The sequence below is a fragment of the Streptomyces sp. NPDC058653 genome, from assembly GCF_042716895.1.
Lineage (GTDB): Bacteria > Actinomycetota > Actinomycetes > Streptomycetales > Streptomycetaceae > Streptomyces.
On record NZ_JBHXRM010000036.1, the window covers coordinates 80306 to 93612 of the forward strand.

Here is a 13307-nt window from a genome sequence, read left to right on the forward strand (position 1 = left end):
CGCCGGGGTCTGGCCGCCCCCTTTTGTTACGGGCGGGCCCCGCCGGGCCTCCGCCCTGCGGGCGCGGTGTTCCGGGCGGTGGGCTGGGGGGCGCCCCCAGGCCCCCCCCACCCCTCCACGGGCTCATGCCTCGGGGTCCAGGACCTTTTCCCTGATCTGATCGCGGGTCAGGACCCCCGTCCAGATCCTGAGTTGTCGCAGGCTGCCCGGAAGGTAGTTGCCGGTGGCGCCACCCTGCGTGCCCCGGCCGGCGGCGAGCTCGCCACTACCCTGCTGGACCGCGTGGAAGCCACGATTGGCCGAGCTCTGCATATCGTGGGATCCGACGTAGAGGCGCAGTCCCCCCAGGCCGTCGCGTGTCTGGGACGGATCCTCGGGATCAGCGATCTCGAAGGGTTCCTGCGCGTCGAAGACGCCCGTCACATCCACCCATGTGTCGACCTCGGCGACGTCCGCGGCGGGAGTGACGACGGTGTCCTGCGTCACCTTGCCGGAGGCGTCGGTGGCGGTGCGGCTGAACTGCCACTGGTAAAGGTCCTCGGCCCGCTTGACGACCCACAGGGCCCACGACGACTGACCGCCGGCGCGCTGTCCGGCCACCTGCGCCCGGTAACCGGCCGGCTTGGTGGCCAGCTCCGGCCCGTCCAGCTTCACCCGCGCCGAGACGGTGAACGAACCCGTCTCGTCCACCACCGGGCCTTGGACCGAGGCGTAACCAGAGGTGCCGTCCAGCTTCAGGGCCTTGTCGGCGCTGTCGAGGACCGCGCCGGTCTCGGACAACCGCATCGCCGGATGCGGGTAGGGAGAGACCTCGCCGACGGTGGTGCCGGTGGCACCGGTCGCATCCCATCGCGCCACCAGTTCGTTGGCCGGCACCCCGTCCTGCAGAAGGCGTGCCTCCTCCAGGACTTCGTCCGGGGAGAGCGCCCGCCGCCACACGGCGGACTCGTCGATACGGCCGCGGAAGTACAGGCCGCTCTCGCCGCGGATGACGGAGCGTCCGAACTGCAGGCCGTCGAGGGCGTTCCACGGCCGGTAGGTGGCACCTTGGGCTGTCGCCGCCGCGGCCAGCTTCACCGCCGTACCTTGGGGCCGTCCGTTGACGTACAGCTGAAGGGTGTCGTTGGCGGGGTCGGTGTCCGCGTGGGTGTCGAAGACTCCGGTGAGATGCGTCCAGACCCTGAGCGGCGGATTGGCGGCGTCGCTGTGGGACGTGATGATCACCGGTGTCGCCGAGTCGGCGACGGTATGGCTGAACACCCAGCCCCTCGACGAAGACGAGTAGTACAGGGCGAAGGCCTGCGCCTGGGTGCCCGGCGCCGTCATCACCATGCGACTGGACGAGGCGTCGGTCAGATAGACCCAGGTGGAGAACGTCAGGGAATCCGCGGTGTCGACCGCCGCCTCCTCGGTGGCGGCGTAGGCGCGCTGATGGGAGGGGGTCGCACTGTCCAGCCACAAGGACTGGTCGGCCTCGCCGCGCCGGGCCATCGTCGACCAGCCCGCACCCGCCGTCCGCAGATGGGCGTCGTGACGGGGGCCGACGGTCGCGGTGTCCTTGGCCACCGTCACCCCGGAACCGGCCACTCCGTCATCGAAGCGCCAGCGACCCGCCTCGCCTTCCGGCAGTGCCACCTTGAACGTGAACTCCGCCGGAGGCCCGTAGCGGTTGTCCGAATCCTTGGCCTCCACCGACAGCACCTGGGTGCCCGCGAGCTTGGGCACCACCGTCGTCTCCGTGTAGGAGGAGCCGCTGACTTCCTTCGTCTCACCTGCCGAGGAGCTCAGCAGACGCCACCGGAAACCCGTCACGTCGGTGTCGGTGGGATCGGCCTCGAAAGTGAAGGTGCCCGCCACACCAGGACCGCCCTTGCCCTCGCACAGATCCGCGGTGCACAGGGTGTACGGGGAGACGGCCTTGATGAGGGGAGCCTTCGGGACCGCGGAGTCGGTGCGCCGCTCCACAGCCTGGCCATCCGAGGCGGCGGCCCGCTCCGACGCACTCGACGCCGGTGTCTCCGCCGCGGCGGCCGGAAGAGCCACCGCGGCCCCGCACACAAGCGACGAGACCACGGCGGCCATCACCGGCCCACGCCATCTGCCACGGTCTCGACCACGACGGCCATACCCAGCCATACCCACTTCTCCCACCCCGGCTTCACAGAAAGCACACAGACGCCAGGACCATAGATGATCACCGGTTCACTCCGTCAACGGTGACCGACATCACCCCGCCGCCCGAGGCGCCTTCCTCCGGAACGCACCGTCACCGTCCGGCAATCCGGGACATCAGCCGGGCGCGATCCGTCCCCGCGCAAACCCCGGGCGAGGAGAACAACTCACCGGCGCGGGCCGAACTCCGGTGAAACGAGAGCCGGACGAGTCGCAACCCAAAGAGAAGGTAAAACTCGGATACGTGGCCGAGGCAGGCGAAATCCCTGGACAGACGCGGGACTGACATGCAGTCAGCGGGCCCTGCGCGCGTTCCGCGCCCTCGCGGTCGGCCTCAGGCGGCCGTGACTCCCAGCCCGTCGAGGACCACCGCACCCGGCAGCGTGGTGAACGCCTTGCCCGGGACGATCAGTTTGCCCCGGCGGCGGCCGCTGCCGATCAGGATCCAGTCCGTGTCCACCACCGCGGCGTCCACCAGCAGGGTCCAGCCGGCCGGGAGGCCGATCGGGGTGATGCCGCCGTACTCCATGCCCGTCTCGCCCGTCGCCGTGTCCATCGGGGCGAACGAGGCCTTGCGGGCGCCCAGTTGCCTGCGTACCACTCCGTTGACGTCCACCCGGGTCCGGGAGAGGACGAGGCAGGCGGCGAGCGTGGAATCGCCACCGCGCTTGCCCGCGACGACCACGCAGTTGGCCGACCGGTCGAAAAGTTCGGCGCCGTGGTGCTCCACGAAGGCGGCGGTGTCCGCGATCTCCGGGTAGGTGTCCACGTAGAGCAGCTGGTCGGCGGGCACATCGCCCTGCCAGGCCCGTACGGCGGCGGCGACCGGCTCCGTGAGCCGGTCGAGGCAGTCGGGGGCGGGTCGGGCGTTGTCGAAGTCTCCGATGGGCGCGCGCATGGGCGTCAAGTTAACAAAGGCCCCGCGAGGTTCAGCGCGCGGGCGGGATCGAGACGGCCATGGTCATCTCGACCGTCACCTCGCCCTCGTTGCGGTAGGCGTGCGGCACGTTCGCCTCGAAGACCGCGGACGCCCCCTCGGCGACCGGATGCGGCACACCGTCCACCACGAGGGTCAGCTCGCCCGCGGTGACGTGCAGCAGTTCGGTCGTGCCCTCCGGGTGCGCGTCGGAGTCGCTGTGCTCGCCCGGCACCAGCTTCCAGGACCAGAGTTCGAGCGGGCCCCGGGACTCGGTCCCGACCAGCAGGACGGTGGCGCTGCCCGCCTCGGTCGACCACATACGGACGGTCTGGTCGGCGGGTACGACCCTGACCTGCGGGCCCTGCTCGTAGTCGAGAAGCGTGGTGATGCTGATGCCGAGCGCGTCGGCGAGCTTCACCGTCGTACCGACGCTGGGGTTGGTGCGGGCCTGCTCGATCTGGATGATCATGCCCCGGCTGACGCCCGACCGGGCCGCCAGGGCGTCGAGGGTGAACGCTCTCTCGCCGCGCCACCGTTTGAGATTGCGGGCGAGCGACTGGGTCAGCTGATCGAGGTCCGACACATTCCGTCCAATATATTCAATGACAGAGTTCAATGGACTGCACTACGGTGTGGTGCACCAACCGTTCACCACACTGTACTGGCGAGGTTCACGTCATGACCGCACTGTTCGCGCTGGCCACGTGCCTGCTCTGGGGTCTGGCCGACTTCGGCGGTGGGATACTCGCCCGGCGCGTATCCGCCCTGACCGTGGTCGTGCTCTCCCAGTCCATAGCCGTCGTTGTCCTCGGTGCGATCGTCCTCGCGACCGGCGCCTGGACGGAGGCCGGACCATTGCTCTGGTACGCGGTCGGCGCCGGAGTCGTCGGTCCCGTCGCCATGCTCGCCTTCTACAAGGCGCTCGCGCTCGGCCCGATGGGCGTCGTGTCGCCGCTCGCCTCGATCGGTGTGGTCGTACCGGTGGGCGTGGGTCTCGCCCTCGGCGAGCGGCCCGGGCTCCTCCAGGTCGCCGGGATCGCCGTAGCCGTCGTGGGCATCGTGCTGGCCGGAGGGCCCGAGCTGCGCGGGGCGGCGGTCAGGCGTCGGGCGATCGCGTTGACGCTGGTCGCCGCGTTCGGCTTCGGCGCGGTCATGGCGCTGATCTCCCACGCGTCGACGACCGTCACGGGTCTGTTCCTGGCGCTCTTCGTGCAGCGCGTCACCAACGTCGGTGTCGGCGGGGCCGCGCTGTACGTGTCGGTACGACGAGGTGCCCCCGCCCTGCCCGGGGACGGTGGGCTCCGGGTGATCCGCACGGCCCTGCCCGCGCTGGCGTTCGTGGGTCTCGCGGACGTGGCCGCCAACGGGACGTACTCGATCGCGGCGCAGAACGGTCCCGTCACCGTGGCCGCCGTCCTGGCCTCGCTGTATCCGGTGATCACGGCCATAGCCGCGCGCGGCGTCCTGAAGGAGAGACTGCGCGCGATCCAGGCGGCGGGCGCCGGGCTCGCGCTCATCGGCACCGTGCTGCTGGCGGCCGGCTGAACCGCGCGAGGCCCTAGGACGGGTCCGGGGCCGGCTCGGAACGGGGCCGCTCCGGGGCCGGCTCCGAGCAGGGCCGGTCCGGTTCCAGGTCCGAGCAGTCCCGGTCCGGTTCCAGGTCCAACTCCGAGAGCGCCAACAGCTGTTCCGGGGTGACACCCTCCGGGATCGGCACCGGCGCGGGCGTACGCAACGGCGGCTGCCAGCCCCGCTCCTCGTCCCAGCTCCGTACGACCCGCGCGGGCGCCCCCGCCACCACGCAGTGGTCGGGCACCTCACCCCGTACGACGGCTCCCGCCGCGACCACCACGTTGCGCCCGAGCCGTGCCCCGGGAAGGATCACCGCTCCGGTGCCCAGCCAGCAGCCCGGCCCCACCGAGACCGGTTCGGTGCGGGGCCACTGCTTGCCGACGGGCACCCGTGGATCGTCGTAACTGTGATTGGTCGAGGTGATGTAGACGTACGGCCCGCAGTAGGTGTCCGAGCCTATGGTCACGGCCGTGTCGGCGATGACATGGCTGCCACGGCCGAGGACGACACCGTCGCCGAACCGCAGAATCGGCTCCGGGCCCAGGTCGAGGCCGGGCATCATCCCCGCGGTCAGCGTGACGTGTTCGCCTATGACGCAGTGGTCGCCCAGCTCGATCCACGGCTCACCGAAGACGGTGCCCTGCGGGAAGGCGAGCCGGGTGCCGGCGCCGATCCGGCGGAAGCGCAGCCTGCCCGGGTGCTCGGCGGTGACCGCGCCGACCTCCTGGATCCACCGCCAGCCGCCCTGCACCGCGCGCGCGAGAAGGCGGCGGCGCCAGGCGCTCGGCGATGAGAACGTGTTTCGGCTCTTCGGCACCTGTCCACGGTATCGGCGGGGCGCGGGCCGGTCGGCGGCCCCTCCTGTGACGTTCACCCCACGGTCGCCCGGCTCCCGTCGCCCCCGAGGCCCGCTTAGCACGGCTCCGCCCTCCGCGTGGGCGACTTCGCGGCCAACTCCCTCATTGGTGGGCACCGCCCGGCGGCGCCCCTGCCGGACCGCGCCCCGTGAGTAGCGTGAACGCCCAACACCTGGCGCCTCCCACCACGGCCGACGCGCGCCGGTCGGCCGGTCCGTTTCCCCCTTCTCCCCCGTTTTCTCCCCCCGTTTCCCCCCCGCACTCGAATACCGAGGGACCGCGGAATGTCAGTGCCCGTCACACCGAGCCCCCACCGCGTACGCGGAACGCGCCCCCTGTCGCTCGCCGGTCCGCCCGCCCTGCTGCTCGTGGCGGGAGTGGCGGCCGGCGCTGCCGCCGCCACCGCCCCGGCTGCCGCGCGCGGGTGGGTGGTGACGACGCTCGTCGTCGCCTGGGCGGTCCTCGCCTCCGTCGTCGCCGGCGCCGTACTGACGCTCCGGCGTCAGGGCCGTGCGTCGACGACGGCCCGCGCCGAGATCCAGGCGCTCCACGCCCAACTGGCCAGGAACGGCGCGGAGTCTACCCATCTGGTGAACGTCACGCTCCCCGGCGTGGTCAAACGGCTCCGGGACGGCGCGAGCGCCGAGGAGACGCTCGCCACCACTCCCGCGCCGGCCGATCCCCAACTCCAGGGCGTTCTGAGGACGTTCGCCGCCGAGGTGGCCCTCGGCGAGCACCGCGTGTCCGCCGCCGTCGCCGAGCGGCAGACCGCGGTGGCCCGGCTGGGCCAGGTCGCCGACGATCTGGACCTGCTGTCCACGGTGACCCTGCCCACCGCCCTCGGCGGGCTCCGCCAGGGCCGGGGCGCCGACACCGTACTGGCCGATCTGAAGCGTCCGTCCGATCCCCGGCTCCGGGTCCTGACCGAGTCGATCGTCCGGGACTTCGCCGTCAGTGAGCGCCGGGGCGCGGCGGCGCGGACGGCCGGCGCCAAGGCGCTGAGCCGGGTGCAGGCCAAGGCGGTGAGCATGCTGGCCGATCTCCGCGAGATGCAGGAACGTCACGGCGAGGAGGTCTTCGGCGATCTTCTGCGGCTCGACCACAACACCTCCCAACTCGGTCTGATGACCGACCGGCTGGCGCTGCTGATGGGTGGCCGGGGAAGCCGCGCCTGGAACAGGCCGATCGGTATGGAGAGCATCCTGCGCGGCGCGGTCGGCCGGATCGCCGCCTATCAGCGGGTACGGCTGCACTGCTCCAGCACCGCGGCCGTCGCGGGATTCGCCGCCGAGGGTGTGATGCATCTGCTGGCCGAACTGATGGACAACGCCGCCAACTTCTCCCCGCCGATCGACGAGGTGCACGTCTACGTCGAGGAACGCTCCGCGGGCATCGTGGTGACCATCGAGGACAGCGGGCTGAAGATGCCGGACGCGGCCATGCGGCGCGCCGAGGAGTCGGTGTCGGGCCGCGCGAACGACCTGGCGACGCTCCAGGGGACCCGGCTCGGTCTGGCCGTCGTCGGCCGGCTCGCCGAGAAGTACAACCTGAGCGTCAACTTCCGTCCCTCCTCGCGCGGCGGCACCGGAGTCGTCGTCCTCTTCCCGCCGCAGCTCCTCGCCCAGCCGCGGAGCGCGGCGGACCGGCTGTCGGGCCGGCACGCGGCGCCCGCGAAGGCGCCCACGGCGCCCCGGCGGGCCGTCGCCCCCCGGCGGCCCGAACTGCCCTCGGTACCACTCCCGTCACCCGCCGCGCCCGTCGACGGTCCCCGGGTGGCGACGCCGGGCGGGCTGCCCGTACGGCCGCCGGGACGCACCATGGCGGCGGCGGACCGTGACAGGGCGCCCACCGACGACACGGGCGGCACCGGCGGCCCGGGCGAGCGGGACCGTACGCGCGACGCTACGGCGGCGCCGAAGGCCGTACCGCCCGGCCGGGACGCCGGAACGCGGTTCGACGCCTTCCACCGCTCCCGCCACCCCGTGGACGGCGCTCCCGGCAAGGCCGGCCCGGAGCCGGGACACCGGCCGGGGCCCCGGCCCGGCTCCGGGCGCGGACCCGACCCCCGGCCGGAGTCGAGGTCCGGCGACACCTCATGAGGCGCTCCTCGTTCCCCGTAGGGCGCCGGAAGCACCGTCACGGCCGGCGCCCACCCCCGTCAGCGAACGTGAGCAACGCGAGAACGTGAGATTGGAGGCACGGGCCGGTGATCCGCTCCCCCGGCGGATCCGGCCCCACGCAACCCATGCAGCCCCTTCCGACGACTGACAACAGCCTGACCTGGCTCCTGGAGAGCCTGCTGGAGCGCACCCCCGGCACCCGGCACTCCCTGGTGCTGTCGCGCGACGGTCTCAAGCTCTGCTGGAGCCGCCATCTGACGCTCGACCAGGCCGATCAACTGGCCGCGATCTGCTCGGGCATCCAGGCCCTCGCGCAGGGCGCCTCCGTCGAGTTCGGCAACGGCACGGGCGGTGTGCGGCACTCGATGACCGAGTTCCACGGCGGTCTGCTCTTCATCGTGGAGGCGGGCGACGGCGCGCATCTCGCGGTGGTCGCGGCGGACGGCGCCGACCCGGGCGTGGTCGGACATCAGATGACCGAGCTGGTCGACCAGATCGGCGGGCATCTGCGGGCGGAGCCCCGGGTCCCGGTGGCTCCCGAGGTCGCCACGTCATGATCCGCACGCCCGTCGACATCGGCGATCCCGACCGGCTGTACACCGTCACCGGTGGCCGCAGCCGCGCCGACCACGACGCGTTCGACCTGGTCACGCTGGTCGTCAGCGAGTGCGCGCCGACCCGGGGGGCGCAGTCGGAACACCGCGCCATCCTCGATCTGTGCCGTCACCCGACGGCGGTCGTGGAGATCTCGGCGGAGCTGAGACTGCCCGTGACGGTCGTACGGATCCTGCTCGGCGACCTCCGGGCGACGGGCCTGATCACCGCCCGCCATCCACGCGCGGCGCGGTCCGTCTCCGCCCTGCCCGACGTGGCCCTTCTGAAGGAGGTGCTCCATGGACTCCACAACCTCTGAGCCGCCCGCCCGGACCCCCCTGGGCGACGCCGCCGAGACCGGACTCAAGATCGTGATCGTGGGCGGCTTCGGGGTCGGCAAGACGACCCTCGTCCGGTCGGTGAGCGAGATCCGTCCGCTCAACACCGAGGAGGTGATGACGCAGGCCGGTGTGGGGGTCGACGAGACCGCCGGTCTCACCACGAAGACCACGACGACGGTCGCCTTCGACTTCGGCCGGATCAGCCTGACCGACCGGGTGGTGCTCTATCTCTTCGGGGCGCCCGGCCAGGAGCGGTTCTGGTTCCTCTGGGACCGCCTCTTCTCGGGCACGCTGGGTGCCGTCGTCCTGGTCGACACCCGGCGGATGAGCGAGTCCTGGTACGCGATCGACCGGCTGGAGCATCACAGGACGCCGTTCGTGGTCGCGGTCAACCGGTTCGACGACGACGTCTCCGCGTTCTCGCTCGACGAGATCCGGCAGGCGCTGTCGCTGCCCGACCATGTGCCGCTGATCAACTGCGACGCGCGGGTCCGCTCGTCCGGCAAGAACGTCCTGATCGCCCTCGTGGACCACCTTTACGAACTCGCGATGGCACGGGAGTTGACGCCATGACCGACATGACCGATCCGCACGCCCTCCACACCCCGGCCCTCCACACCCCGGCCCTCGACGGCCCGGGCACGCTCCCCGAGGCGCAGCCGCCGCCCGGCTGCCCCGCCGCGCACCCCGACTCGGTGCCGCTGAGCGGTCTGGAGTTCCAGCAGACCCCCTCGCAGCTCTACCGCAGCCTGCGCCGCGACCACGGCCCGGTGGCGCCCGTCCTGCTCGACGGCGGGGTCCCCGCGTGGCTGGTCCTCGGCTACTCCGAGGTCACCTATGTGACCAGCCACGACGAGTTGTTCGCCCGGGACTCCCGCCGCTGGAACCAGTGGCCGCTCATCCCCCAGAACTGGCCACTGCTGCCGTACGTCGGCCACCAGCCGTCCGTGCTGTTCACCGAGGGCGCCGAGCATCAGCGGCGGGCCGGCGTGATCACCCGGGCGCTGGAGGCGGTCGACCAGTTCGAACTGGCCCATGAGTGCCATCAGATCGCCGAGCAGCTCATCGACGCCTTCGCGGGTGCGGGAGGCGCCGAGCTGATGGCCTCGTACGCCCACGCGCTGCCGATGCGCGCCGCCGTCCAGCTGTGCGGCATGCCGGCCGGGGGCGCCGACACGGAGGAGCTCGTCGGCGATCTGCGGGTGACGCTGGACGCCGCCGAGGGCGACGACCCGGTGTCGGCGTACGTACGGGTGCAGGAGCGCATCCAGCAGTTGGTGAAGGACAAGCGGGCCCGGCCCGGCTCCGACGTGACCTCCCGGATGCTGGGTCATCCGGCGGGTCTCGCGGACGAGGAGATCGTGCAGGACCTGATCTCCGTCATCGCGGCGGCGCAGCAGCCGACGGCCAACTGGATCTGCAACACGCTGCGTCTGCTGCTGACGGACGACCGGTTCGCGCTCAATGTGTCGGGCGGACGGCTCAGCGTCGGTCAGGCGCTCAACGAGGTGCTGTGGCTGGACACTCCGACGCAGAACTTCATCGGCCGGTGGGCGGTCCGCGACACCCAGCTGGGCGGGCGGCACATCAGGGCGGGCGACTGTCTGGTCCTCGGTCTCGCGGCGGCCAACACCGATCCGCAGATCTGGCCGGAGGGCCATATCGGCGCGGAGAACTCGGCGCATCTCTCCTTCAGCAACGGCGAGCACAGGTGTCCGTATCCGGCGCCGCTGCTGGCCGACGTGATCGCCCGTACGGCGGTCGAGACCCTGCTCGAACGGCTGCCGGACGTCGTACTGGCCGTGGAGCCCGGTGAGTTGACGTGGCGGCCGTCGATCTGGATGCGCGGTCTGACAGCGCTCCCGGTCGCGTTCACGCCGGTCGTGCGGTGAGCGCGGTGCCCGCCCCGAGACGTGAGACGGCGGCGAGTCCCCGCCGCTGTTCCGGATCGCCGTACGGGGTCGGTGACGGGGCCGGGATCGGAGGAGCCCGTACGGCGATCGAGAACGGGCCGGGATGCGGCGCGGTCAGCTCGCCACCGGTGTGAACTCCACCGGCAGCGACTTCGGCCCGCGCGTGAACACGCCCTGCTCGACCGGGTCGAACCCCTTCGCCAGCCGCAGATCGGGCATGGCGTCGAGCAGTTGTCCCACCCCCGCCCGCACCTCCGCCCTGGCGAGCAGCGCGCCCACACAGAAGTGCCGCCCGAGCGCGAAGGCGAGATGGTCGGCGGCGGCGGAGAAGGCCGTCGTGGTCGTGAGGTCGTCCCGGAAGATGTCGAAGGTGTCCGGCTCGGCGAAGCGGTCGCCGTCCCTGTTGGCCGCGCCTATCAGACAGGTGACGGTGGCCCCCGCGGGTATCGTGCCGCCGCTGAGCGTGACCTCCTCGGCCGTCTGCCGCATGATCATGTGCACCGGCGGGGTGAACCTCAGGGTCTCCGCGAACGCCCGGTCGATCAGGCTCCGGTCCTCCCGTACGGCGGCGAGCTGCTCCGGGTGGACCAGCAGATTGGCGAAGATCGAGGCGATGGCCTTGTCGGTGGTCTCACCGCCGGCCGCGAGCAGCAGACTGCAGAAGGCCTTGATGTCCTCGTCGCTCATCCGCACCCCGTCGACCTCGGCCGCGCAGAGGGTCGAGAGCAGGTCGTCGCCGAGATTCTCCCGGCGGGCCCGGATGACCGGGATCATGTACTCGGCGAACTCGATCCGCGTCCGTTCGCCCGCCGCCGTCACCTCGGGATCGCCGGACAGATTCCCGAGGAAGGCGATGACGGTGGTGTACCAGCCGTGGAAGCGGGCGTGGTCCGCCTGGTCGAGTCCCAGCATCTCGGCGATGACGTTGACCGGGAAGCGGGTGGCGAAGGCGTCCACCAGATCGACGCTTCCGGTGTGCCGGAACGTGTCGATGAGCCGGCGGGCGTTGTCCTCGATGACCGGCCGGAACTTCTCCTCCAGGTCGCCGCCGCGGAAGGCGGGGGCGACGAGGGCGCGGCGTACGGCGTGTTCACGGCCGCTCAGCTGGAGGATCGTCCTCCCGTGCACGGGCTCGATCTGCCAGTGGTAGTTCTCGGTGGTGAACGCCGACGCCCTGTCCTTGAAGGCCCGTTCCACGTCCTCGTACCGCGAGATGATGTAGCTCTTGGTGGCCTCGTGCCAGATCAGCGGGGCGCTCTCGCGCATCAGGCGGTAGGCGGGATACGGGTTCTCGGCGAACTCCGCCGACAGGATGTCGGGGACCTGCTGTGCGGTGGCCATGGAGCTCCCTCGCTCGAAGGGACGGCGACATTCGACTCCGCCAGGCTATTGATAGACCGTCAGTTCAGCCAGATGTCCGCCGGGCCACCTGGTGCCGGAGCGCGGGGGTGCGTCGCCTACGGTTCCGGTACGCGTGAGCGACACGGAACGGCACCGGAGGAGACGGTATGACGGAGCGGGCACTGATCGCGGGTGTGGGCGGCGTGGAGCCCGCGATCGATCCGACGGCGTTCGTGGCGCCGACGGCGGTGGTACTGGGCGAGGTGACCATGGCCGCCGGTTCGAGCGTCTGGTACCACACGGTGCTGCGGGCGGACGGCGGTCCGATCGTCATCGGGGCCGACAGCAACATCCAGGACAACTGCACCGTGCACGTCGATCCGGGCTCCCCCGTCACGCTCGGCGAGCGGGTCTCGGTGGGGCACAACGCGGTGCTGCACGGCTGCACCGTCGAGGACGACGTGCTGATCGGTATGGGCGCGGCCGTGCTCAACGGGGCGCACATCGGCGCGGGTTCACTCGTCGCGGCGCAGGCGCTCGTACCGAAAGGGATGCGCGTACCGCCGGGTTCGCTGGTGGCCGGTATCCCCGCGAAGGTGAAGCGGGAGCTGACCGAGGAGGAGCGCGAGGGCATCAAGCTGAACGCGGCGGTCTATCTGGAGCTGTCCGAACGCCATCGGGCGGTGCACGAAGGCTGACGGGGCGGGGCTTGTCGATCACGCCCCGGACGTCAGTCGGTGGCGGGGACGGGCTCCGGGTCGAGCGGGCCCGTGCCGTCCTTGGCGGAGGCGTCCGCCGCCCGGGCCTGCGCCTGCGCCTGTGTCGAAGCTTTCTTGGCGCGGTTCTTGACGACCAGCATCGAGGTGATGCCGATCAGTACGGCGAGGACGAGGCCCAGCCAGGAGAAGCGCTTGAGCCAGGCCTCGGCGACGACTCCCACCGAGTAGATGACGGCGGTCGTGCCGCCGGCCCAGAGGATTCCGCCCAGGACGTTGGCGATGAGGAACTTCCAGTACGGCATCCTCAGCACGCCCGCGAGGGGTCCGGCGAAGATCCGCAGCAGTGCGATGAACCGGCCGAAGAAGACCGCCCACATCCCCCACTTCTGGAACGAACGCTCGGCCAGGGCGATCTGCGGTTCGCCGAAGTGGCCCGGGAACCTCTTTCCCAGCCACGCGAGCAGCGGCCTGCCGCCCCTGCGGCCGATGGCGTAGCCGATCGAGTCACCGATGATCGCGCCGGCGGTGGCGCACGCGCCGAGGATGTACGGGTTGATGTCACCGTGCTGCGAGGCGAGCAGCGCCGAGCTGACGAGAACGATCTCGCCCGGCAGCGGGATGCCGAGGCTTTCGAGCCCGATCACGACTCCGACCAGGATGTAGACGCTGATCGCGGGTACGGTCTCCAGCCACTCCTGGACGTGCAAGACCGGTTCCTTCCGTGTCGGATGTGCCGCTGCCCGGCGAGCGCCTTCCAGG

Annotated in this window: 13 protein-coding genes; 7 read left to right on the plus strand and 6 right to left on the minus strand. The window is 71.3% G+C overall.

Translation table 11 applies throughout. The features are described 5' to 3' along the window. Nucleotides 1–123: 123 nt before the first annotated feature. From ACFWU9_RS26655 to ACFWU9_RS26665, 3 genes are all read right to left on the minus strand, one after another. Nucleotides 124–2043 (minus strand): LamG domain-containing protein, encoded by a 1920-nt coding sequence (locus ACFWU9_RS26655; protein WP_384322685.1) that lies wholly within the window; start codon nucleotides 2041–2043, stop codon nucleotides 124–126. Between the two features lie 463 nt (nucleotides 2044–2506). Then, nucleotides 2507–3070: a YbaK/EbsC family protein gene (locus tag ACFWU9_RS26660; RefSeq protein WP_384322687.1), complete on the minus strand. Its 564-nt coding sequence runs from the start codon at nucleotides 3068–3070 to the stop codon at nucleotides 2507–2509. 31 nt (nucleotides 3071–3101) lie between these two features. Next, the gene (locus tag ACFWU9_RS26665; RefSeq protein ID WP_384322689.1) at nucleotides 3102–3674 is read right to left on the minus strand and encodes a helix-turn-helix domain-containing protein; all 573 of its coding nucleotides are present in this window, start codon (nucleotides 3672–3674) and stop codon (nucleotides 3102–3104) included. A gap of 95 nt (nucleotides 3675–3769) precedes the next feature. Between ACFWU9_RS26665 and ACFWU9_RS26670 the strand changes: the two genes are divergently transcribed. Then, nucleotides 3770–4636: an EamA family transporter gene (locus ACFWU9_RS26670; protein WP_384322691.1), complete on the plus strand. Its 867-nt coding sequence runs from the start codon at nucleotides 3770–3772 to the stop codon at nucleotides 4634–4636. 13 nt (nucleotides 4637–4649) lie between these two features. Here the strand turns inward: ACFWU9_RS26670 and ACFWU9_RS26675 are convergent, their stop codons facing one another. Beyond that, entirely contained in the window at nucleotides 4650–5480 is an 831-nt protein-coding gene (locus ACFWU9_RS26675) for an acyltransferase (protein ID WP_384322693.1), read from the minus strand. 324 nt (nucleotides 5481–5804) lie between these two features. Here ACFWU9_RS26675 and ACFWU9_RS26680 point away from each other — a divergent pair, with 324 nt between their 5' ends. The 5 genes from ACFWU9_RS26680 to ACFWU9_RS26700 all read left to right on the plus strand — a co-directional run bounded on the left by ACFWU9_RS26680 (nucleotide 5805) and on the right by ACFWU9_RS26700 (nucleotide 10467). Next, on the plus strand, nucleotides 5805–7619 hold the full coding sequence (locus ACFWU9_RS26680) for an ATP-binding protein (RefSeq protein WP_384322694.1): 1815 nt from the start codon (nucleotides 5805–5807) through the stop codon (nucleotides 7617–7619). Between the two features lie 146 nt (nucleotides 7620–7765). Next, nucleotides 7766–8197 (plus strand): roadblock/LC7 domain-containing protein, encoded by a 432-nt coding sequence (locus tag ACFWU9_RS26685; protein WP_384322696.1) that lies wholly within the window; start codon nucleotides 7766–7768, stop codon nucleotides 8195–8197. Then, nucleotides 8194–8553 carry a DUF742 domain-containing protein gene (locus tag ACFWU9_RS26690; RefSeq protein WP_384322698.1) on the plus strand — a complete coding sequence of 120 codons (360 nt, stop codon included), beginning with the start codon at nucleotides 8194–8196 and terminating at the stop codon, nucleotides 8551–8553. Before ACFWU9_RS26685 ends, ACFWU9_RS26690 begins: the two co-directional genes overlap by 4 nt. After that, entirely contained in the window at nucleotides 8534–9148 is a 615-nt protein-coding gene (locus ACFWU9_RS26695; protein ID WP_384322700.1) for an ATP/GTP-binding protein, read from the plus strand. The genes ACFWU9_RS26690 and ACFWU9_RS26695 overlap by 20 nt, the downstream gene beginning before the upstream one ends. Further along, a complete protein-coding gene (locus ACFWU9_RS26700; protein WP_384322702.1) occupies nucleotides 9145–10467 on the plus strand; it encodes a cytochrome P450 in 1323 nt (440 codons plus the stop codon). Before ACFWU9_RS26695 ends, ACFWU9_RS26700 begins: the two co-directional genes overlap by 4 nt. A 135-nt stretch (nucleotides 10468–10602) precedes the next feature. Here ACFWU9_RS26700 and ACFWU9_RS26705 read toward each other — a convergent pair whose 3' ends face one another. Next, nucleotides 10603–11829: a cytochrome P450 gene (locus ACFWU9_RS26705; protein ID WP_384322704.1), complete on the minus strand. Its 1227-nt coding sequence runs from the start codon at nucleotides 11827–11829 to the stop codon at nucleotides 10603–10605. Between the two features lie 167 nt (nucleotides 11830–11996). Between ACFWU9_RS26705 and ACFWU9_RS26710 the strand changes: the two genes are divergently transcribed. After that, complete coding sequence (locus ACFWU9_RS26710; protein WP_384322706.1) at nucleotides 11997–12527, plus strand: gamma carbonic anhydrase family protein; 531 nt, start codon at nucleotides 11997–11999, stop codon at nucleotides 12525–12527. Between the two features lie 32 nt (nucleotides 12528–12559). On the opposite strand, the gene ACFWU9_RS26715 is transcribed toward ACFWU9_RS26710, so the two are convergent. Further along, nucleotides 12560–13255, minus strand: coding sequence for a DedA family protein (locus ACFWU9_RS26715; protein ID WP_384322708.1), 696 nt, complete (start codon nucleotides 13253–13255; stop codon nucleotides 12560–12562). Between the last annotated feature and the right edge of the window lie 52 nt (nucleotides 13256–13307).

Coding starts and splice junctions, on each gene's coding strand:
- ACFWU9_RS26660 (WP_384322687.1), bottom strand. CDS start 3,070: ATGCGCGCGCCCATCGGAGACTTCGACAACGCCCGACCCGCCCCCGAC.
- ACFWU9_RS26670 (WP_384322691.1), top strand. CDS start 3,770: ATGACCGCACTGTTCGCGCTGGCCACGTGCCTGCTCTGGGGTCTGGCC.
- ACFWU9_RS26680 (WP_384322694.1), top strand. CDS start 5,805: ATGTCAGTGCCCGTCACACCGAGCCCCCACCGCGTACGCGGAACGCGC.
- ACFWU9_RS26685 (WP_384322696.1), top strand. CDS start 7,766: ATGCAGCCCCTTCCGACGACTGACAACAGCCTGACCTGGCTCCTGGAG.
- ACFWU9_RS26690 (WP_384322698.1), top strand. CDS start 8,194: ATGATCCGCACGCCCGTCGACATCGGCGATCCCGACCGGCTGTACACC.
- ACFWU9_RS26695 (WP_384322700.1), top strand. CDS start 8,534: ATGGACTCCACAACCTCTGAGCCGCCCGCCCGGACCCCCCTGGGCGAC.
- ACFWU9_RS26700 (WP_384322702.1), top strand. CDS start 9,145: ATGACCGACATGACCGATCCGCACGCCCTCCACACCCCGGCCCTCCAC.
- ACFWU9_RS26705 (WP_384322704.1), bottom strand. CDS start 11,829: ATGGCCACCGCACAGCAGGTCCCCGACATCCTGTCGGCGGAGTTCGCC.
- ACFWU9_RS26710 (WP_384322706.1), top strand. CDS start 11,997: ATGACGGAGCGGGCACTGATCGCGGGTGTGGGCGGCGTGGAGCCCGCG.